Origin of the sequence: Streptomyces chiangmaiensis (genome assembly GCF_036281785.1) — a bacterium.
Lineage (GTDB): Bacteria > Actinomycetota > Actinomycetes > Streptomycetales > Streptomycetaceae > Streptomyces > Streptomyces chiangmaiensis.
On the sequence record NZ_JAYWVC010000152.1, the window covers coordinates 1 to 19,631 of the forward strand.

A 19,631-nucleotide genomic window follows, 5' to 3' on the forward strand; every position below is an offset into this window, starting at 1 on the left:
TGGATGATGGGGAGGAATTCCCGGGCGGTCAGCGGGCCGATGGACAGGGCGGCCACCTTGCCGGAGCGGTCCAGGACGTAGGTGGTGGGCACGGCCCGGGGTGCCACGGACTTGAATCCCAGCATGCTGCGGCTGTCGGGGTCGAAGATGCTCGGATACGTGATGCCGTAGTCCTTCTCGAACGCGATGGCGGTCGTCTTGCTGTCGCGGATGTCGACGCCGAGGAACCGCACTCCCAGCGGCCTGGTCTCCTTGGCCAGGCGGGCCAGTTCCGGGGCCTCCTGGCGGCAGGGCGCGCACCACGAGCCCCACACGTTGATGACCACGACGTGGCCGCGCCACCGTGCGATGTCGATGTGGTCGCCGGTCAGGGCGGTGCCCGTCAGAGAGGGCGTCAGGGTGCGCTCGCCGGGTTGCAGGTACTGCGAGGAGCTTCCCTTGGCCGCCCTAAGGGCTGTGCTGCTCTTGTTGGTCTCGCTCTGCAGGCTGCCGCAGGCGGTCAGCATTCCTGCGGCCAGCGTCAGCAGCCCGGCCAGGGCGGTGCGTCGCGAGGGTACGGCAGCGCGGGGGTAACGGCGGCCCGTCGCCGCGGTATCGGGGAGGCGGTACTCAATGCGGCTCACCCTTCCGGAACTGCTGGCCGGGGGCCGGCTCGGCCGTACTGGAACGCAGGTCGAGTTCGTGGTGCAGGAGCTGGACCTCCTCACGCAGCCGCTTGATCTCCGCGCCCGTGCCATCGGATGCCTCAGTGGCGGCGCCGCACCTCGACTTCTGTGTTCCCGTCCGGGACTGCCGCGAGGTCATGAGGCAGCCATGGCCCCCTCGCATGGGCCGCATGCAGAAGACGTAGGTCAGCCCGAAGGCCGCCACTGTGGCGAGCAGAGGCAGGACATAGGCGGTCACCGCGTGCGCTCCCGCTCGGCCGGTGCGGGCAGGTCCAGCTTGGTGCGCAGTCCGGCGATCTCCTGGCGCAAGGTGTCGAGTTCCTGCTGGCGGGGATCGGCGGCCTCTGCGGCCGTGGTCTTCTTGCCACCGGACCGCATCATGAACCACATCATCAGGCCCATACCGACCGGGCAGGCCAGGGCGGGCAGTACGTAGAGGAAGTGACTCATGACGAACTCCTGTCAGAGGTGTGAGGGGCTGAGGTGACCGGGGGCTTGGCGAGGGCGCGGCGCAGGCGGCGTTCGGAGAGCCGGCCGTAGGAGAAGGGGAAACCGTCCAGGAGGACACCGGGCGCGAAGAGCACTCCGGCCAGTAGGGCGAGCCGTTGTCCTTCCTCGCTGCCCAGGTCGATCTCGGTGACGGTCAGGGGATGGTCGGCACCGACTTTGGCGAGAACGTTCTTGGCCTGGTCGCACAGAGTGCAGTTGGCCTGGGTGAGGAGGGTGACCTCGCGGGCGGCGGTGGGTGCGGAGCTCATGCCGTGCGCCCCGCCTTCAGGTCGGCGAGCAGCTTGTCGACCTTGACGTACATCGTGTACTTGGGGGCACCGCCGTAGTCCGCTCGCCACTGGATCTTCCCGTCTGGGCCGACCAGGACGAAGCTGTGGCCGTCACGTTCGGTGCCCATCATCCCGTACTGGTTGGCCTCGTATGTCTTGGAGACCTTCAGGTCCGGGTCGGAGAGCACCGGGGTGGTCAGCTTCTCGTCCGTGACCTTGCGGGCGATCAGGTTCGCCGGGTCGGTGGTGAGGGACACGAACTGGTCGATGCCGGCGGCCTTGACCTGGGCCGCGTTCTGCTCCAGGTCGCGGATCTGGTCCCAGCAGGGCTGGCAGGTCAGGCCCTCCTGGAAGTACAGCAGGACGGTCTTGCCCTTGTACTGGGCGAGGCTGGTCGTGCCGCCGGTGCTGGAGGCGAGCGAGAAGCCGGGGGCCGTCTGGCCGATGCCGGGGCTGCCGATCTCGTAGCCGCCTGCGGTCGAGGAGGTCTCGGAGCGGTTGAACACCGCGTACAGGCCGCCGATCACGGCGATCAGGACCACTGCGACGATCGCGAGGTTGCGCCCACGGCGGCGCTGCTGATCCCGCTGCTGTTGGCGTTCGTGCTCGAGCCTGATGCGGGCGCGGTGGTCGGCCTTGGTCTCGTGCTTGGTGTCAGCGGCCATGGGTGAGGGTCTCCAGGGGCATGGTGGGGTCGGCGGGCACGGTTTCTGCCGCACAGCAGGTCGTGGTCGGGGCGTTGGCGGCCGCCTCCCGTCAGGGCTCGCCGGGCTCCTGGGCGGGCACTCGGGACCGCAGGGCGTGCCAGATCAGCAGGGCGAGCGCAGCCGCGGCGATGAGGCCGACTGCCCATCCGGGCAGCCAGGCCAGCCATCCTGTCGCCACCGAGGCGGCATGCTGCAGGTCGGCGGCGAGGGTGACCCGCCAGCCGGAGGTCGGCATCGACTGGCCGTTGATCGCCAGGATCACGGTGAGGATGCCCATGACGACCAGCAGCGCCCCGGCCAGCAAGTCGCCGAGGGCCAGGCTCCGCTGCCAGCGGCCGATGTGCAGCCGCACCTGGCGGCCCTGCAGCACTCGGGCCGGTCCTTTGCGGCCGCGCTCCCAGGCCAGGGCGATGACGACCAGGGGAGCAACCATGCCCAGCACGTAGACCAGCCCGACACTGAGCGCGGCGGGGAAGGAGGCAGTCGCCCCCGACAGCACGGCGACCCCGGCCAGCACCGGCGCGCAGCAGGCGCTGGCGATGCCGGAGAAGGCGCCCAGCGCGTACGCGGCGCCGAAGCCGTGCCCGCCGGGCGCGCGGCCGGACGGCATCGGCAGGTTGGGCTTCCAGCCGTAGAGCACCGCCAGGCCGCCGATCAGGATGAGCAGCCCGCCGGCCAGATAGACCCACAGGTGGTAGTGCTGCAGGGCGGCCGAGGCCGCGGCGGCACCCAGTCCGATCGGCACGATGACCGTAGCCACCCCGGCACCGAAGGCCAGTGTGGCCGCGACCACCCGGCCGCGGGAATGGAACCCGGTGGCGAAGTACGCGGGCAGCATCACCGAGATGCAGCACGGCGCCAGCAGGGCCACCACGCCGCCGAAGAACGACGCCAGCAGCGTCGTACCGAAGAGAAGCTCGCTCATCCACACGCCTTTCTTGGGCAGCGAGCGCCACCCAGAACGATCACCTAGGCGACTTAGGACCTAAGGTACATAGGAGATAGGGTGCGTGTCGACCCGCCGGCCGGACGGCCGGTTCGTCCGGATGCACGCAACGCAAGTGGAAAACGGAAGAAAAAGTGGAAGAGGTGCTGTCTTGTCCTTCGACATCAGCCAGGCGATCGGCTCCGGCTCACTGCTGTTGGCCGCCCCGATCGCCCTGGCCGCCGGGGCGATCACCGTCGCCTCGCCGTGTTGTCTGCCGCTGGTGCCGGGCTACCTCTCCTACACCACCGGTATGACCGCGGCGGACGCTCAGGAGGGTCAGGCGGACGGCCGGGTCCGGCGTCGGGCCCTGGCCGGCACCGCCCTGTTCGTTCTCGGTTTCGCCGCCGTGTTCACCGCCTACGGCGTGCTCTTCGGCTCGATCAGCACCGTGCTGCTCGCCCACCAGGAGACCGTGATCCGCGTTCTCGGCGCGCTGACCATCCTGTTGGGGCTGATGTTCTTGGGGGTGCTTGAGCGGGTGCCGCTGCTCTCGCGCACGTTCAAGCCGCGCTTCACGCCGCGCGCGGGACTCGCCGGGGCTCCATTGCTCGGGGTGATGTTCGGCATCGGGTGGACGCCGTGCATTGGCCCCACCCTCGCCGCCGTCCTCTCGCTCTCCTTGACCACCGGGTCCGCCGCCCGCGGCGCGCTCCTCGCCTTCCTCTACGCCCTCGGTGTCGGTATCCCGTTCCTGCTGTTCACCTTTGCCCTCGGTAAGTCGATGCGGGTGATCGCCTTCGCCCGTCGGCACACCCGTACGGTGCTCCGGCTCGGCGGGGTCCTGCTGGTCGCTGTGGGCGTCGCGCAGGTCACCGGCGGATGGAGCCTGCTGATCCAGCAACTGCAGGGCTGGATCAGTGGTTACGAACTACCGCTGTGACAGGGGCGGTTCGCGTCGGCGCTCATTTCAGGGCGCTGCCCGCCTGCCACTTGGCCCAGTCGACGTTCCAGTCTCCGTAGCCGTTGTTGACCGCCACGGTGTCCTTGGAGTTGACGACGGTGATGGGGTCGCCGACGTGTACCTGCTCGAAGAACCACTCGGCGTTGGCCGTGCTCATGCCGATGCAGCCGTGGCTGCCGTTGATCCTGCCGAACTTGCCCTCGTTCCAAGGGACGGCGTGTACGTAGGTCCCCGATGGGGTGAGCTGGACGTCCCACTTCACCGATCCGAGGTTGTACGCCTCGGGGCCGAAGATCCCGACGGTCCGCGAGTTCATCCTGATCGTAGGGACCTTGCTGAGCACCACCATGGTGCCGTTCCAGGTCTCGAAGCCCTCCTTGCCGGTCGATACCAGGAGGGTCCGCAGTGTCCTGCCGTTCTTGGTGACGGTCATGGTCTTCCGGTTCACGTCGACCGTGCTGACGACCGCGTCGCCCATCCGGAAGTGGACGACCCGCTGCTGAGTGCCATAGATGCCGCCCCCCGCGTCCACGCCGGACAGCGACATCCGGAGGGTGACATCGGTGCCGGGCTTCCAGAACTTTAGGGGGCGGTAGTCGATACGGTCCTTGCCGTCGCGGTCCTTCATTCAGCTCCACGCGCCCTCGACGGCGGGGCCCGCGGTCACGGTGAGGCCGCGCTCGACGGCGGCCTTGTCGCGTATGGGCCTATTGAAGGTGATGGACACCGGCATGCCCACGCCGACCGTCGTGCCCTTGTCGGGGAAGTACTCGCCGGCGAAGGTGTCCCGCGCCTGCGCGGTGGTGATGGTGCGCCGCTCGGACATCGGCTTCCCGTCCGCGTCCTCGCCCTGTGCCATCACCGTGTACCGCGTGCCGGGGGCCAGACGGGCGGAGGAGGTCCAGGTGCGGCCGTCCTTCGACAGCGATCCGGCGAACGCATCGGTGCCGGGGGCGGTCACCTCTACCTCGGTCAACTTGCCGCCGTTGGCGTGGACGATCACTTGGCTGCCCGGCTTCGCCTGCCCGCCGCCCGCGTCCGGCTTCACGGTCACCTCGACGGGGGCGCTCCTCGACGGCGCCTTGCCCTTCGCATCCCCGCCTGCTCCCGTGCCTCCGGAGCCGCTGCACGCCGCGAGGGCAACGGCGGCGACCGCGGCCAGGTGGCTGTTGGATCCTTCCCGTCATGCTCAGAGGTGGGCCGTTCGTCCCCCGCCGAGGACCTTCGACCCGTACCGACCTGCGGGCTCCTTCGACACGCTGAGTGGTGACAGGGACTCCTTCCACCACCGCATCATCGCAGGAGAAACGTCATGGCCGTCCACCACGCGCGCTGGCTCCCGCATCGGGACCACGCCGTTCCTCCGGCCGACCAGCCGCCCCGCGATCTCGCCGGGCAGGGCCGGCTCACTCCCGCCGCAGCCAGGGTGGTAGCAGGGGCCCGGCTGGTCATGAGCTTCTTGTTCCTCTGGGCCTTCCTGGACAAGACCTTTGGCTTCGGCTATCTCACTCCACCGGCCAGAGCATGGATCAACGGCGGCTCACCCACGATGGGCTTCCTCAAGGGCGTCAACGTCGGTCCCCTGGAGTCGACCTTCCGCAGCTGGGCCGGCGCAGCCTGGGCCGACTGGCTGTTCATGCTGGGGCTCCTGGGCATCGGACTCGCCCTGTTGAGCGGTATCGCGCTCAGGATCACCGCGGTCTGCGGCACGATCATGCTTGCCTTGATGTGGGCTGCGGAATGGCCGCCCGCAAAGCACCTCTCCGACGGGTCTCCGAGCATGTCCACCAATCCTGTGGTGGACTACCACGTCGTGGAGGCGGTGCTCCTGATCGTGCTCGCCGCGGTGGGCGCCGGAAACACCTGGGGGCTGGGTCGTGTCTGGGCGTCCCTGCCGCTGGTCCGCAACCATCCTTGGCTCCGCTGATACCGGGCAGCAGATCGGCACGCACCAGGGGAGTGTTGCAGCCGTCTGTGACTGGAGAACAATGCGGGGCAGGAGCTGCCGGGCGACCTCAAGGCCGCATACGACCGGCTCACGACGGCGGACCGCACGGTCGTCGACCTGGTTCTCGCCGAGGTGTTCGAAGATGTGCTGTACCGCCTCGGGTAACAAACTGGATGGCACCCTGGCTGCGGGCGACACGTACAAGGGGCGGCGCCGCGCCCTGAATACCGCCCTCGAACACGCGGTGGTCGTGGGGGAGCTCCCGGAGAACCCGCTGCTGTGCGTCCGCCGGAACATGTCGGCTCCAGCCACGTGGTGGACTGCCGCGTCCTCGTAAATGCGATACAGGGGAGGCAGTTACTCACTGCCGTTTCTTATGTCGGATCGTGGGATCGCTGCCGTGGGCGACGCCTGGTCGCCTTCTACGCGGTCCTCTACCAGGCAGGGCCCGCCCTGGAGCACGTCATCCTCCCGCAGCAGCCTCGGCCTCCCAACGCAACAGGTCGCCCGGCTGGCACTCGAGCACCTCGCAGAGCGCGGCGAGCGTTGTGAAGCGCACCGCCTTGGCGCGGCCGTTCTTGAGTACCGCCAGGTTGGCGGGCGTGATCCCTACGCGGTCCGCGAGTTCGCCCACGGACATCTTCCGCCTGGCCAGCATCACGTCGATGTCGACGGCGATCGGCATCAGATCACCTCGTCCAACTCGGCCTGCATCTGCGCCGCTTCGCCGTCGCGCGCGACGGCCTGGGCGAGCAGCATCCGCAGCACGAGCACGATGAGCGCGACCCCCAGGATGGCCACGCCGACCCCGCCCATGATGACGGTGACGCCCGGGTCTGCCCGCTGGCCCGGCGCATTGATGACCGTGACCGCGAACCACAAGAGGGCAGCCGCCACGATCGCGCCGATCACGACGTCCACGTACCGGAAAGCGGCGTGGGAGAACACGGTTCCGCGTCGCACCATCGTCACCAGCCGCCATACGCAGACCAGGGCAACCTGGGCCGACACCATGCCCAGGATCGTGATCACGCGCAGCGGGGTCAGCGGGAGCGACCCGTCCTCCGGGTCGCTCCCGCTGACCAACACCCACACCATCCCTGCCTGTACGAACACGGTGCCGGCGAGCACCACCACGAGCACGACGCGAAGCGCACGCACTGCCAGCTTTCCCATGACCCACCCTTCCATCGAATTGCGATGGGAATCTATCGAATCTCGATAGGTGAAGCAAGAGCTGGGACGGAGGGTGGGCGGCGGTTTCGCAGCATGGCGGGACGCCGCCACCCCTCCCATGGCATGAGGTTCACCCGAACCGTCTTGATCTTGTCGAAGTCGGCCTCGCTTGAGCGCAAATCGGACGACATCCGACTGCGCCGAAGCCCTGGTGATCCACCACGGGCCGCCGACCTATGCTAAAGTTTCGGAGTTGCAGTTGTGGTACCCATGAACCTATGTGCGCCTGACGGGAATGCTTCTCCTTCAGGCGCATTATTTGTTTTCCGGCATCTCCGGATGGGGCCTCTGCCTACAAAAGGAGAAGGTCATGGCACAGGGAACCGTGAAGTGGTTCAACGCCGAAAAGGGTTTCGGCTTCATTCAGCAGGACGGCGGCGGCCCCGACGTCTTCGCCCACTACTCGAACATCGCCACCCAGGGCTTCCGTGAGCTCCAGGAGGGCCAGCGGGTCTCCTTCGACGTCACGCAGGGCCAGAAGGGCCCGCAGGCGGAGAACATCCGCCCCGCCTGATCGCCGGACGCGTATCCGCTCACCGGGGTCCGCACCGTCACGGTGCGGACCCCGGTTTGTGCTGTTTCCAGGAAGGCAGAAAACTGCATGTCCCGCAGGCCCCAGAAGCCGAACCGGCGCGCCTCGTCACCCCCACCGTCCCCGTCGTCGCCAAGGGAATTCCGGCTGCCGGAAAGCACGACACCCGCACTTCCCGCCGTCGAGGACTTCGCCGGCCTGGATATGCCCGCGGGGCTGCTGAAGACCCTCACCGAGCAAGGCGTGAGGACCCCCTTCCCCATCCAAGCTGCCACCCTGCCCAACTCGCTCGCCGGCCGTGACCTGCTGGGACGGGGACGTACCGGCTCCGGCAAGACCCTCGCGTTCGGGCTGGCGCTCCTGGCCCGCACGGCCGGACTGCGTGCGGCGCCCAAGGCACCCCTCGCCCTCGTGCTGGTGCCCACCCGTGAACTCGCCCAGCAGGTGGCGGACGCACTGACCCCCTACGCGACGGCGGTGAACCTTCGTCTTGCCACCGTGGTCGGCGGGCTGTCCATCACCAAGCAGGCCGCCGCGCTCCGACGCGGCGCCGAGGTGCTCGTGGCGACCCCTGGCAGGCTCAACGACCTGGTGGCACAGGGTGACTGCGCGCTCGACAACGTACGCATCACAGTGCTGGACGAAGCCGACCAGATGACCGACATGGGCTTCCTGCCGCAGATCACCAAGCTGATCCAGCAAGTGCGGCCCGACGGACAGCGCATGCTCTTCTCGGCCACCCTTGATCACAACATTGACCGCCTGGTGCAGCGGTTCCTCACCGACCCCGTGGTGCACTCCGTGGACCCGTCCGCAGGGGCGGTGACCACCATGGAGCACCACGTGCTCCACGTCCTGGACGAGACCGACAAGAAGGCTGTCACCACACGCATCGCGGCCCGTGACGGCCGGGTCATCCTCTTCCTCGACACCAAGAGGTCCGCCGACCGGCTCGCCAAGCGGCTCCTGGCCGTCGGTGTCCGCGCGGCGGCACTGCACGGAGGCCGCTCCCAGCCGCAGCGCAACCGCACCTTGGAACAGTTCAAGAACGGCCAGGTCACAGCGCTGGTGGCGACGAACGTCGCGGCCCGGGGCATACACATCGACGACCTCGACCTCGTCGTGAACGTCGATCCCCCCACCGACCACAAGGATTACCTCCACCGGGGCGGCCGCACGGCCCGCGCCGGCGGCTCCGGCAGCGTGGTCACGCTGGTCCTGCCCGACCAGAAGCGGGACGTCACCCGGCTCATGTCGCACGCGGGCATCCGCCCCCGGACAGCCCGCATCACGTCGAGCGACACGGAACTGGCCACCATCACCGGCGCCCGCGAGCCCTCCGGCGTGCCCGTCACCATCGAGGTCCCCCAGCCGGTGACGTCGACGGCGTCCCGCCCGGATCGGAAGACCGACACCAAGGCCGGCAGGCCGTCCGGCCGCCGACGCCGAAACGGCGATGGGGCCAAAGCGGCGACCGGTGCTGCCACCAGGACGGGCGGCCGGGGTTCCGACCGCCGGGCCGCGGCCGGGGCGGCAGCGGCTGGCGGCACCTCCGCAACCGGCGGGCGCAGTTCTGCCCGCGGGGCGGCAGCAGGCAAGGCCGCGGGCGGTGGCGTCGGCGCGGGCGGCCGCAGTTCCGACCGCCAGTCCGCGGCCCGAGCAGCCACCGGCACTGCCTCCGGCAAGACTGTCCGCGGATCCGGCCGACGGGCGGCGGCCGGCCGAGCCACGGGGGGCGCAGCCAGAACCAGCGGCCGCAACTCCGACCGCTGAGGAGGCCGCCGCACCTCTGCCGCATCAGGCATCGTTGGCCCGGGTGACGACTTGGATCGTCATCCGAGTGTGTCGGAGGTGTGTCGCGAACACCGAGGGACAACGAGAGAGAGCGGGATCCAGTGAGACTGGATCCCGCTCTCTCATGTCGGCACTCGCCCTGGTCAGAGTCTGTTTCTTGCTGGCTGACCGGCGAGTGTCCCCGGCAGGATTCGAACCTGGGCACACGGCTCCGGAGAGCACGCTCGTGACAGGCTTGATGATGACTTTGACCTGCGGGGGAGGCGTACGGGCCGTTTGATCTTGTCTGGCTCACACGCCCCTCACAGGAGCACGCCGACATTCAACAAGGTCGTCAAACTCCGCCTGCGGCTCGGGGCCGTAGGGAGTAGCGCATCAGCCCCGCCGCACACACCACACCGGGGACACCGGCAGCGGGTACCGTCCACCACGGGATGCCGATCCACACGGCCGGGAGCCCCACCCCGAAGCAAGCGGCGATGCTGGTGATGAGCAGCCGTTTGCCGTACGGATTCCATGTGAACGGCTCGTAGTTGCGAGGTCTGACAAGGCGTACCGCGCCGAACGCGAACGCCTGAGCCGCGACGAGCGCGGCGAGCATGCCGAGGGCGGCGTTCATCTGAAGCTCGTCACGGGGCGCCTCGGAGCTGTTCTGCCGGACCCCGTCCTTGCTGAGCAGCACGATGTCGCGGCGCCAGACGGTGGCGGTGACCCGGTCGCCCGGCTCCAGTCGCTGGAGGAGCGGTCCCGGGTCACCGAAGTCCACGACTCCCCGCCAGGAGTCCTCATCCTTCAGGGTCGCCTCGTAGGTTGAAGGCCTCCCGTTCTTGATGACCGTCTTCACGACGGTGAAATGCCAGGTGCTCAGGCAGTCGCTCGCTACCTGCGCCGTCGCATGAGCGGAACATGGCTCGGCTGCCTGGTAGTCCCGGTAGCGCTGCCTGTCGGAGGGCAACCACGCAGCGAACGCGACGTAGCAGAGCACTGCAGGTATCAGAGACAGCAGGATCAGCAGCACGCCCATGAATCGCGCCCGACCCGGCGACCGCCGGTCGGCACCGTCCTTGCTCGGCAGTCTGTCCGTACTGTGAGCCCTCGCCCGCGCGGTTGTCATCGCCTACCCCCTCCGTCCCAGCTTCCAACAGCCGCAGACAGGAATACACCCAGGGCGCACGGAAGACTGTGAGAGGGGGGCTTCCGCATCCCGGCAAACCCAGCACGATGGGCGGGGATCGTGGGAGGAGGCGGGGGGCACCTCCGACTGCTGAAGCCCCGACGGTGACGACGACGTAAGGGGATGCAACACCGGTACGCGGCCGTTGCTGTACTGCACTGCTGTGCAGCAACGCAGTGACCACCGCAGTAAGGAGTTTGGTCCTGCGGCGTACCTGGAGCCTCGGGGCTCTTGCTGTCCCTGCGCACTCGGCCGCTCAAGGCTACCTGCGTGCGCCGTCGTTGATGTCAGCTGGTGATGTCAGGTTGGACGGCGAGATGGAGCGCGTTGAAGCAGAGCTGTTCACTCATGGCGGTAGCGACGCTGTGGTGCGCCTGCCCGGTAAGCCGTTCCCGGGGTGCTGAGCGCGGACACCACGCGTCGTGCCGTCAGGAAGGTGGCCGTGCTGCCGGGGTCCGGACTCGCCGTGCCGCGCCGGAAGGTCGCCATGTCTGTTTGCTCCTTGGAACTTACGGCCCGAGACGAGCCTGTGGGTGAACGGTGCTGTGCGCCCGGTCATCCCTGTCCGATGCGCGTCGGCGCGGGAAAGTTTGCGCGTATCTCAGCGTGCTGTGGGGGGCGCTCCCCCAGTGCCGTGTCAGCTGGTGACCCGCACCCAGTCGAGGACGCGGTCGGTCGCGTCGCTGCTGCCGTCCTGGCGCAGCTGTAGGTACACCCGGGGCCGGTCCTGGCCACCGGCCGGACTGAGGGCAGCCTCCGTGGCGGGTCCCTTGCCGCCCGCGCAGTCGTTCCAGATGCGTATCCGCCCTTGCCGGGCTGTGCCCCGGTAGTCGTGGCCGATGGCGTCCCGTCAAGTGCCGTCAAGTGATGTAAGCGATCAAGGTGGCAAGTGCGTCGGCTCCGGGCCCCCAGGAAACAGGCGCGAGGCCGGCGCAGCCGGTCTCAAGGCCACCTTCACAGGGCCTCTGGGGCCACCGGCTGAACCCCGGACCCCGGGTCCATCGCGCCCCTGCTCTGCTGGATGATCTCCTGGACGTGACGCTCGATCTCCTCCGGATTCAGGCCGAGTGCCTTGCCTGTGTGCACCGCCCAGACTTCGGCGCGAAGATTGGTCTCGAAATCCAGATCGGCCCGCACGTTCTCCCGTGCGGCCTGCCGATTCTGGCTCACCATCACGAACGTGGACAGGAAGATGGCCTCCAGGCTCACGATCATGGTGAGCAGCCCGAACGGGTAAGGGTCGAAGACCGCTCCCCGGCCGAACAGCCCGAGGTTGAGAGCGATCCACACCGCAAACCAGACGGCATGGGCGTAGACGAACCCCATCGTGCCCGCGAGGGCGGTGATCGCGTCTGCGAACCGTTCCTGCGACGTGCGCATCCTGGCGAACACCAGCTGCTCGTGGCGCATGCGGGGGTCGAGGCGATGAGTAGCGCCGGGTGCGGAGCTCGATCGGAAGGCGCGGTCTCCGGAGTGTGCGGTCATTGTGTCAGCCGTTGTTAGCCTTCCCGTGTCGAACCCGCTGCTTCGCAAGGAAGACAGGGCACGGCCCGTATCTGTGACACTCCTTGCGCCTTCTGCCTCGTGCGGGACCGAAGGACGCCAGACTTCAGATCGACCACACGTCCTGGCGGGAGCTCCGGCACAGCTTCGTGTCGCTGCCCTCCGACCGTGGCATCCCGCTGGAGACGACGCCCTGCTGGTCGGTCACAGTGGTCAGCCGACTACGGAAGCGGTCTACCGCGAGCAGCTCCGGCCCGTGATCACAAAGGCAGTCGAGCCGGGCTCGTACCAGCAACTACGTGCTGTTGCGACGACCACGAGAGCCAAAGCCACGGGCGGGGGCTCTGAGCATGTACGCCGTCACCCACGGGGGTGGATTCGACAGCTAGCAGGCCCAGCAGCGGATGCGTCGCGGCGGACAGGGGCCAGGGACGCCGGAAGCTGTGGCTGTCCTGTGGCTGTTGCGGCGACGATAAGCGGAGAGGTCTGCATGCCCACGTTCATTTCTGGTCTGCGCACGAGAGCAGGTGCGGGCCGAGCGGCGGTGGCGGCCGTCGCGGGCCTGGCCCTCGCCCTGGCCCTGCCCGGGGTGGCACTGGCGGCCCCGGGCGACCTGGATCCCACGTTCAGCGGCGACGGCAAGGTCGTCACCGATGTCGCCAATGTCGAGGACAGCCAGGACGTGGCCCTACAGCCCGACGGCAAGATCGTCACCATCGGCAGCGGTTTCGACTTCGACGGACCCAACGACTTCGTGCTGGTCCGCTACAACGCCGATGGCAGCCTGGACACCGGGTTCGGTGGCGGCGACGGCATCGTGCTCGCCGACCTGGACGCCGGCAGCAACGACGAGGGCCAGGCTGTGGCAGTGCAGCCGGACGGCAAAATCATTGCGGTCGGCCGCAGCGACGCGCTCGACGGCACCCGGGCCCGACTGGCGGTTGCCCGCTTCAACATCGACGGCAGCCCGGATGTCTTGTTCGGCGACGGTGGCAAGGTGATCAGCGATTTCGGAACTGGCACCTCCGGATACGCCGAGGCCGTGGCGCTGCAATCCGATGGCAGGATCGTCGCCGCCGGACACGCCGGCGGCGACTTCCTCGTGGCTCGCTACCTGACCAGCGGCATGCCTGACACCGGATTCGGCGACGGTGGCAGCGTACGCACGGCCTTCGCGCAGGGCGGCGCCTTTGTCCGCGACGTGGCCCTGCAGTCCGACGGCAGGATCGTCGCCGCCGGCCAGGCCGGGTACACCTCCCCCGACTTCGTCTCCGACTTCGCCCTGGCGCGGTACAACTCCAACGGCAGCCTGGACACCAGCTTCGACGGCGACGGCAGGGTGACCACCGCCTTCGACGGCGAGGACGCGGCACGCGGAGTGGCGGTGCAGCCCGACGGAAAGATCGTTGCTGCCGGGTATGCCGCTTTCGACTTCGCGCTGGCGCGCTACAACACCGACGGCAGCCTGGACGGCGGGTTCGGTGGCGGCGACGGCAAGGTGACCAGCGATTCGGGCCAGTTCGAGAGGGCCTACGACATGGCCCTGCAGCCGGACGGCAGGATCGTCGCCGTCGGGGGCGTCGCCGGCGATTTCGGGCTGGCGCGCTACAACTCCGACGGCAGTCCTGATGTCACCTTCGGCGTCGGCGGCAGGGTCACCACCGACATCGAGACGTTCTTCGACGAGGCCCACGGTGTGGTCCTGCAGCCCGACGGAAAGATCGTCGTCGCCGGGAACGGCAGCGACAACCACGCCGTTGCCCGCTATCAGGACGGCACCGGCACCCCGCCCCCGGCCGACGTCGTGGCGGTCACCAAGACCGGCCCCGCCACCGTGAGCATCGGCGACCAGGCCTCCTACACCCTGAGAGTGCGCAACCCCAGCGCCTCCACGGCGGCCACCGGAGTCACCCTGTCCGACACCCTCACCGGAGCCGGAGGCACTCTGCTGTCGGCCACGCCGAGCCAGGGCACCTGCACGACCACGGCCACCGGCGCGAACTGCACCCTGGGCACCCTCGTCCCCGGTGCCTTTGCGACCGTGACCGTCGTGGCGGAGCCCCGGGCCACCGGAACCCTCTCCGACACCGCCACGATCGGCGCCACGCAACCCGACCCCGTACCCGCCAACAACACCGCCACGGCGACCACCACCGTGAACAACGCCCGCGGCTGCACGATCGTGGGCACCAGCGGCGCCGACACCCTGGCCGGCGGTTTCAGCAACGACGTCATCTGCGGCCTCGGCGGCAACGACACCATCCGGCCGGGCTTCGGCAACGACACCGTGTACGGCGGCTCGGGCAACGACGACATCGACGGCAGCTACGGGAACGACACCCTCAACGGCGGTCCCGGCAGCGACGTCCTGACCGGCTCGTACGGCAACGACAACCTCAACACCGTCGACGGCTCCTCGGGCAACGACACGGTCAACGGCGGCGCCGGCTTCGACACCTGCACCACCGACGCGGGCGACACGCGCATCAGCTGCCCGTAGAGCCGCCCGCAGCCGCGCTCCGGTCACGGCGAGAGCGCCCCCGTTCCCGGGGCGCTCTCGCACGGGGCTTCCACCTACTTGAGCCGCTCCATCCGGAGCGTCCGACGGCGCTCCTCCAACCGGTGCCGCTCGTTTTGCGCGTACGGCCCCGGCAAGCCGCCCAGGGGCTCGCCCCGGAACAGCTCGCTGGCCGCGGGGAGTTGATCCGCCGCAGTGGCCAGGTGGCCCGATGCGACGGCGCGCATCGCTGCGTTGCCCCGCTCGCCCAGATCCGCCGTGTCGAGCCGGACCCCGTCGACGACGGAGCGGTACCAGTCCTTGCCGCTGCGGATCACCGACTCCGCGGGTGGGATTCTCTCCGGATCCAATGCCCTGCGCGGTGAGTTGACATGAGTTGGGCAGCACCTTGGGTCCGCCCGCGCGCGGCTTCGGCCACCACACCGCGTCGAGCAGCCGCTCATGACGTACCACGGCCCCTTGGCGCAGCAGCAGCGCGGCCAGTACGGCCTGCCGCTTGACCGGCCCCAGCTCCAGAGGCGTCCCGTCCTGCCAGGCCTGTAACGGGCCGAGCACCTCCGTCCGAAGCCGCTCAGGAGATCAGCCGTCCATCGCGAAGCCTCCGCCCCCGTACATCATCGGAATTTCATCAGCATTGCAGCACCCCCGGTCATGGTGATGGACACGACATTGCACAACCCGTACAACCAGAGGGGGCCCAAGTGACCGACGAGGAGTTGGTGGCCACCGCGTTGGCCACAGGTGTGGCGGCCGGACTCACCGACACTCCACGTGGAGTCGTCCACGACCTTTACGTCGCGCTGAGAGAGGTGGTCCGCCGAGGGCTGGCCGGTGGCAGCGATGGAGTACGGGGTGGCTATCGCGTACGGGTCCTGGAGGCGTACGAGACGGACCCCGACGTATGGCGGACCCGATTGCTCCAGGTCCTGGCCTCCGGAATGGAGATGGACGAGGAGATCCTCGGGGCGGCCCGCGCAGTGCTTCGCGCGGACCGACGGACAGGGCGCATCACCGTGGACGTGGTCGGTTCATGACACAGTGGCCGACGCGCCGTTCGACCTCGCCGGTGACCGGCTCTTCCGGGCCGGTCTGGTGCAGCTCGCGGACGACGACCATCTGCTCGGTCTCTTCCTGCACCACATCGTGTGCGACGGCCCGTCCAAGCACGTGCTCTTCGAGGAGCTCGGCGCGTACTACGCGGGTGAGGAGGAACTCCCCGCGCTGAGCCTGCAGTTCACCGACTGTGCGGAGCGGCAGCGCGAGACGGGGGCCCGACCCGGCGGCCCCCGCCTGGTGGCAGGAGCACCTCGACGGCGCCCCGACCCGGCCGGCCCTGCCCGCCGACCGCCCCGCACCCGCCGGCGAAGCGGCCGCTGCGCCGCCCACACCGTCCGGCTGCCCGGAGGGCTGGTCGAGGCGGGCGCGGCACTCGTGCGAAGCCAGCGGACGACCCCGTTCACGGTGATGACGGTCGCCTACGCCGCACTGCTCGGCCACCTCACCGGCGCCGCACGCTGAAGCCGAGGCTGCACCCGGCACCGACCTCGAGCGGCTGCTGTCCGGGATTTGGCAGGAGGTGCTGAACCTCGACCGGGTCGGCGTCCACGACAACTTCTACGACCTCGGCGGCACGGCCTACGGCCTCGCCACTGTCCACGCCGGCTGCGCGAGCACACCGGCGGACAGCTGTCGCTGGTCGCGCTGTACGAATACCCACGATGGTGGCGCCGGCCCGCCACCTTGCCGACACGGCCGACGGCGCCGGCCCGGCCCCGGACGGCCCCACGACCGCCCAGCAGAACACCAGGCTGCGCGCCGGACGGACCCGGCTGCGTCAGCGCCGGCTCCGGCAGCAGTGACCCAGCTGCCCGTCACGACGCCGCCGGCGGACCCGTTTCCCGCCGAACCGACCGATGTTCCCAGCACCCGTACGGCCGCACACGCCGGCCGCCGGTCCGCGTCACACGCGTTTCCGAGTCGCACTGAGAGAGGTTTCCCCCACATGTCCACCGAGTCCGCGGTACGGCGTTACGTCGTGGTGCGCAAAGACGAGGAGCAGTACTCGATCCGGCCGGCCGGGCCCTGCCGCCTGGCTGTTACGACCAGGGTCTCTCGGGCCTCAAGGAGGAGTGTCTCGAGCACATCCGCGGGGTGTGGGCCGATCTGCGTCCCCCGTCCCTGCGCGAGATCACGGGGCACTGACATGCGACGGAATCTGTGGCGGGTCCCCGACTACCGCAACCTCTGGCTGTCGCACTCGGTGAGTCTGATCGGCACCCAGGTGAGCGTGCTGGCCTTCCCGTTGATGGCGCTGCTGTTGCTGGACGCCTCGGCCACCGAGGGCAGCATGCTCTCCGCGGTGGAGTTCCTGCCCTCCCTGCTGCTCGGCCTGCCGGCCGGCGCCTGGGTGGAACGGCTGCCGAGGCGCCCCGTGCTGATCGCGTCCGACGTCGTACGGGCCGTGGCGATGGCGAGCGTCCCGCTGGCCTACGCCCTGGACGCGCTGAATCTTCCGCTGCTGTTCGTGGTCGCCTTCTTGATCGGCCTCGGCACGATCTTCTTCGACGTGGCGCAGCTGTCGTACCTGCCCTCGCTCATCGATGAGGACGAACTCACCGACGGCAACGCCAAGCTGGAGGGTGCAGGCTCGGTCGCGCAGCTCGGCGGGCCGACCGCGGGCGGGTTCCTCGTCCAGCTGTTCACCGCGCCCGTCGCCGTCGCCGTCGACGTGGTCAGCTACGTCCTGTCCGCCATTTTCCTGCTGCGGGCGCGCGGTCGGGACGTGCCGCCGGAGCCGATCGAGCAGATGAGTCTGCGCAAGGAGATCGCCGAAGGTGTCCGGTTCGTCTTCGGGCACCCGTTGGTACGCCCGCTGGCGCTGTGCGCCCTCGCCGCCGACCTGGCCTTCGCCGCGGTGCTGGCCCTGCAGGTCCCGTACGCGGCGGACACCCTCCACCTCGGCTCCGGAGTGATCGGCGTCGCCCTCGCAGTCGGCAGCGCCGGCGGGCTCGCGGGCGCGGCGATCAGCGGCCGGCTCGCCGAGCGGCTCGGCGAGGGCCGTACGGTCCTGGTCGGCATCGTGGTCTTCAGCGCCGGTGCCGCGCTGGTGCCGCTGGCCGGCGGGGCCGACGGGTTCGCAGCCGGACTGTTCGTGGTCTACCTGGGTGTGGTCGTCTTCAACATCCTTCAGGTGACGATCTGCCAGACTACCACACCGGAGCGGCTGCTGGGCCGCATGAACGCAACGCTCCGCTTCATCTCCTGGGGCTCGGTGCCGCTGGGCGCGGCCATGGGCGGAGTCCTGGTCGGACCGCTCGGTGTCCGAGGCGTCCTGTGGGCGGCGGCCGGGGTGTGCGCCATGTCGGTCCTGCCGCCGCTGTTCTCGCGCATCCGCACCTACGACGAGGGCCCGGAACCGGAGCCGGCCGCCGAGGCCGGTGCGCCGCCCCGGGAGACGGAGACGGAAGGGGCGGCATGACGGGGCACGTTCCGACACACGACACGGACAACGGGAGAGACATGGACGAGGCGGAGGACATCGGCGGCTTCGCCGCCGTGGTGGGGATGGCGGCCCGGGTGCCCGGCGCGGGTGACATCGACGGCTTGTGGGAGATTCTGGTCCGCGGGGACGAACCGGTCACCCGGTACCCGGCCGACCCGGGGACCGGCCGGACGCCCGCCCTGACCCGCCTGACCGCCCCGCCGACGCCGCTCGGGGTGGCGCAGGTCCGATCTGACGCCTCTCCTGCCCCGCCCGTCGGGCACGGGCGGAGCTCGCGCGTGTGCGCTCTTGCTGGAGTCCGTGCTTCCGCGGAAACTTCGGCGGTCGTCTGTCGTCTGGCTTTGGGGGGATTGCTGTGGCGTGTCCGAGTTGCTCGTCGCCGAACACTGAGAAGCTGTCGCACTACTGGGAGAGCCTGCCGGCGGAGTCGCCGTTGAAGGTCCGTTACGCGCCGCCTGCGGTGGTGCAGGCCCGCGTGCTGGCGGTCCTCGGCGTGGTCGGCGTCGGGATCTGGGTGCTATACACGGGCGTCGTGCTGTGGGGTCTGGTGATCGCGGTCGGCGGCCTCGTGTGGGGCGTGCTCATGCTGGCAGGGGTGGCGGCATCGCAGGCCCGGCGCGACCAGTGGGGGGCCTCGCAGCTGTGCCTGTCGTGTACGAAGCGCTGGCAGCCGTAGCCGCGCACGCTTCCAGGCCCCACCCCCTGGAGCATCACGCCGAACGAGTGTAAGTTCCGCGCATGCAGCGCGAGCGCATCCATATGAAGGCCGGGTGGGTCTGCCTGCTCGTAGTCGGTACCGGCATCCTGGCCTTCGGTGTCATCACCGCGGCGATACCGACATCCGAAAACGAGGGGCTCATGCGGGCCAACGGCCTGGCGGCGACCGGCATGGGCCTGTTCGGTGTGTTGATCACCCTGTTCCCGTTCCGCCACGGGGAACGCTGGGCATGGTTCGCGCAGTGGTTTTATCCAGCCTTCTGGACCGTGCATTTGGTGGGTCAGTTGCCGCCGGGCAAGGATCACATCCACCAAGTGGTGTTCCTTATGCTGTCACTCGTCGGCTTGCTACTGCCGGTCCGCGAGTTCTTCCCACGCGTCGGGCGACAAGTTTGAAGGGCTCTGCGGTCGGATCCACCGATGGGCGGAGGGCCCGGGGACGACGCGTCTCCGGACGGAGATCCGGGCAAGGGACCTTACGAAACGCCCGCGTCGCAGAAACTGTAGCGGTCAGAGGCATCGCCTCGTGTACGGCTTCGGCTGCCGGGTCGTACTTCAGGCCGGCTCTGTTCACGAGATCCGACTGCAGATGTTCATCAGTTTCGACAGCACTCGGTCCTGTCACTGTTCGATTTCAGGTGCGGTGAGGACTAGTGTGATGCGCCGG

General features: G+C 69.1%; 24 protein-coding genes and 2 pseudogenes. 13 read left to right on the forward strand and 13 right to left on the reverse strand.

The window, feature by feature from the left end; genetic code table 11:
• From VXC91_RS31400 to VXC91_RS31425, 6 genes are all read right to left on the reverse strand, one after another.
• On the reverse strand, nt 1-623 hold a 623-nt coding region (locus tag VXC91_RS31400), incomplete at its 3' end, for a TlpA family protein disulfide reductase (RefSeq protein ID WP_329510735.1).
• Nucleotides 610-903 (reverse strand): hypothetical protein, encoded by a 294-nt coding sequence (locus tag VXC91_RS31405; RefSeq protein WP_329510736.1) that lies wholly within the window; start codon nt 901-903, stop codon nt 610-612. The genes VXC91_RS31405 and VXC91_RS31400, both read right to left, overlap by 14 nt.
• Nucleotides 900-1,115 carry a hypothetical protein gene (locus VXC91_RS31410; protein WP_329510737.1) on the reverse strand — a complete coding sequence of 72 codons (216 nt, stop codon included), beginning with the start codon at nt 1,113-1,115 and terminating at the stop codon, nt 900-902. The genes VXC91_RS31405 and VXC91_RS31410 overlap by 4 nt, the downstream gene beginning before the upstream one ends.
• Nucleotides 1,112-1,423 (reverse strand): glutaredoxin family protein, encoded by a 312-nt coding sequence (locus tag VXC91_RS31415; protein ID WP_329510738.1) that lies wholly within the window; start codon nt 1,421-1,423, stop codon nt 1,112-1,114. The genes VXC91_RS31410 and VXC91_RS31415 overlap by 4 nt, the downstream gene beginning before the upstream one ends.
• On the reverse strand, nt 1,420-2,109 hold the full coding sequence (locus VXC91_RS31420) for a peroxiredoxin family protein (RefSeq protein ID WP_329510739.1): 690 nt from the start codon (nt 2,107-2,109) through the stop codon (nt 1,420-1,422). The genes VXC91_RS31415 and VXC91_RS31420 overlap by 4 nt, the downstream gene beginning before the upstream one ends.
• A gap of 91 nt (nt 2,110-2,200) precedes the next feature.
• A complete protein-coding gene (locus VXC91_RS31425; protein WP_329510740.1) occupies nt 2,201-3,076 on the reverse strand; it encodes a cytochrome c biogenesis CcdA family protein in 876 nt (291 codons plus the stop codon).
• A 172-nt stretch (nt 3,077-3,248) separates the two neighbouring features.
• Between VXC91_RS31425 and VXC91_RS31430 the strand changes: the two genes are divergently transcribed.
• Nucleotides 3,249-4,019 (forward strand): cytochrome c biogenesis CcdA family protein, encoded by a 771-nt coding sequence (locus VXC91_RS31430; protein WP_329510741.1) that lies wholly within the window; start codon nt 3,249-3,251, stop codon nt 4,017-4,019.
• 22 nt (nt 4,020-4,041) lie between these two features.
• Here VXC91_RS31430 and VXC91_RS31435 read toward each other — a convergent pair whose 3' ends face one another.
• Together VXC91_RS31435 and VXC91_RS31440 are read right to left on the reverse strand one after the other, a co-directional pair.
• Entirely contained in the window at nt 4,042-4,587 is a 546-nt protein-coding gene (locus tag VXC91_RS31435; RefSeq protein WP_329510757.1) for a L,D-transpeptidase, read from the reverse strand.
• Nucleotides 4,579-5,094: pseudogene (locus VXC91_RS31440) on the reverse strand (Ig-like domain-containing protein); the annotation flags it as partial. The gene VXC91_RS31435 and the pseudogene VXC91_RS31440, both read right to left, overlap by 9 nt.
• A 258-nt stretch (nt 5,095-5,352) precedes the next feature.
• On the opposite strand from VXC91_RS31440, the gene VXC91_RS31445 reads away from it, so the two are divergent.
• Nucleotides 5,353-5,967: a hypothetical protein gene (locus VXC91_RS31445; protein WP_329510742.1), complete on the forward strand. Its 615-nt coding sequence runs from the start codon at nt 5,353-5,355 to the stop codon at nt 5,965-5,967.
• Nucleotides 5,968-6,451: 484 nt separating this feature from the next.
• Here the strand turns inward: VXC91_RS31445 and VXC91_RS31450 are convergent, their stop codons facing one another.
• Both VXC91_RS31450 and VXC91_RS31455 read right to left on the reverse strand, forming a co-directional pair.
• Nucleotides 6,452-6,673, reverse strand: coding sequence for a helix-turn-helix domain-containing protein (locus VXC91_RS31450; protein WP_329510743.1), 222 nt, complete (start codon nt 6,671-6,673; stop codon nt 6,452-6,454).
• On the reverse strand, nt 6,673-7,164 hold the full coding sequence (locus VXC91_RS31455) for a DUF2975 domain-containing protein (protein ID WP_329510744.1): 492 nt from the start codon (nt 7,162-7,164) through the stop codon (nt 6,673-6,675). The genes VXC91_RS31450 and VXC91_RS31455 overlap by 1 nt, the downstream gene beginning before the upstream one ends.
• 370 nt (nt 7,165-7,534) lie before the next feature.
• Between VXC91_RS31455 and VXC91_RS31460 the strand changes: the two genes are divergently transcribed.
• Both VXC91_RS31460 and VXC91_RS31465 read left to right on the forward strand, forming a co-directional pair.
• Entirely contained in the window at nt 7,535-7,738 is a 204-nt protein-coding gene (locus tag VXC91_RS31460) for a cold-shock protein (RefSeq protein WP_329510745.1), read from the forward strand.
• 87 nt (nt 7,739-7,825) lie between these two features.
• A complete protein-coding gene (locus VXC91_RS31465; RefSeq protein WP_329510746.1) occupies nt 7,826-9,529 on the forward strand; it encodes a DEAD/DEAH box helicase in 1,704 nt (567 codons plus the stop codon).
• 355 nt (nt 9,530-9,884) lie between these two features.
• On the opposite strand, the gene VXC91_RS31470 is transcribed toward VXC91_RS31465, so the two are convergent.
• Complete coding sequence (locus VXC91_RS31470; RefSeq protein ID WP_329510747.1) at nt 9,885-10,574, reverse strand: hypothetical protein; 690 nt, start codon at nt 10,572-10,574, stop codon at nt 9,885-9,887.
• Between the two features lie 467 nt (nt 10,575-11,041).
• Here VXC91_RS31470 and VXC91_RS47140 point away from each other — a divergent pair, with 467 nt between their 5' ends.
• The gene (locus tag VXC91_RS47140; protein ID WP_408057526.1) at nt 11,042-11,128 is read left to right on the forward strand and encodes a DUF6959 family protein; all 87 of its coding nucleotides are present in this window, start codon (nt 11,042-11,044) and stop codon (nt 11,126-11,128) included.
• A 550-nt stretch (nt 11,129-11,678) separates the two neighbouring features.
• On the opposite strand, the gene VXC91_RS31480 is transcribed toward VXC91_RS47140, so the two are convergent.
• On the reverse strand, nt 11,679-12,134 hold the full coding sequence (locus tag VXC91_RS31480; RefSeq protein ID WP_329510749.1) for a DUF1003 domain-containing protein: 456 nt from the start codon (nt 12,132-12,134) through the stop codon (nt 11,679-11,681).
• Nucleotides 12,135-12,355: 221 nt separating this feature from the next.
• On the opposite strand from VXC91_RS31480, the pseudogene VXC91_RS31485 reads away from it, so the two are divergent.
• Nucleotides 12,356-12,504: pseudogene (locus VXC91_RS31485) on the forward strand (site-specific integrase); the annotation flags it as partial.
• 213 nt (nt 12,505-12,717) lie between these two features.
• Entirely contained in the window at nt 12,718-14,727 is a 2,010-nt protein-coding gene (locus tag VXC91_RS31490) for a calcium-binding protein (protein WP_329510758.1), read from the forward strand.
• A gap of 74 nt (nt 14,728-14,801) precedes the next feature.
• Here the strand turns inward: VXC91_RS31490 and VXC91_RS31495 are convergent, their stop codons facing one another.
• Nucleotides 14,802-15,062 (reverse strand): BTAD domain-containing putative transcriptional regulator, encoded by a 261-nt coding sequence (locus tag VXC91_RS31495; protein ID WP_329510750.1) that lies wholly within the window; start codon nt 15,060-15,062, stop codon nt 14,802-14,804.
• Between the two features lie 384 nt (nt 15,063-15,446).
• Here VXC91_RS31495 and VXC91_RS31500 point away from each other — a divergent pair, with 384 nt between their 5' ends.
• From VXC91_RS31500 to VXC91_RS31525, 6 genes are all read left to right on the forward strand, one after another.
• On the forward strand, nt 15,447-15,779 hold the full coding sequence (locus VXC91_RS31500) for a hypothetical protein (RefSeq protein WP_329510751.1): 333 nt from the start codon (nt 15,447-15,449) through the stop codon (nt 15,777-15,779).
• Between the two features lie 4 nt (nt 15,780-15,783).
• Nucleotides 15,784-16,263 carry a condensation domain-containing protein gene (locus VXC91_RS31505; protein WP_329510752.1) on the forward strand — a complete coding sequence of 160 codons (480 nt, stop codon included), beginning with the start codon at nt 15,784-15,786 and terminating at the stop codon, nt 16,261-16,263.
• Between the two features lie 200 nt (nt 16,264-16,463).
• Nucleotides 16,464-16,604, forward strand: coding sequence for a hypothetical protein (locus VXC91_RS31510; protein ID WP_329510753.1), 141 nt, complete (start codon nt 16,464-16,466; stop codon nt 16,602-16,604).
• A gap of 344 nt (nt 16,605-16,948) precedes the next feature.
• The gene (locus VXC91_RS31515) at nt 16,949-18,223 is read left to right on the forward strand and encodes an MFS transporter (RefSeq protein WP_329510754.1); all 1,275 of its coding nucleotides are present in this window, start codon (nt 16,949-16,951) and stop codon (nt 18,221-18,223) included.
• A gap of 457 nt (nt 18,224-18,680) precedes the next feature.
• Nucleotides 18,681-18,923, forward strand: coding sequence for a hypothetical protein (locus VXC91_RS31520; protein WP_329510755.1), 243 nt, complete (start codon nt 18,681-18,683; stop codon nt 18,921-18,923).
• Between the two features lie 62 nt (nt 18,924-18,985).
• Nucleotides 18,986-19,360, forward strand: a complete 375-nt coding sequence (locus VXC91_RS31525) for a hypothetical protein (protein WP_329510756.1) — start codon at nt 18,986-18,988, stop codon at nt 19,358-19,360.
• The last annotated feature ends 271 nt before the right edge of the window (nt 19,361-19,631 follow it).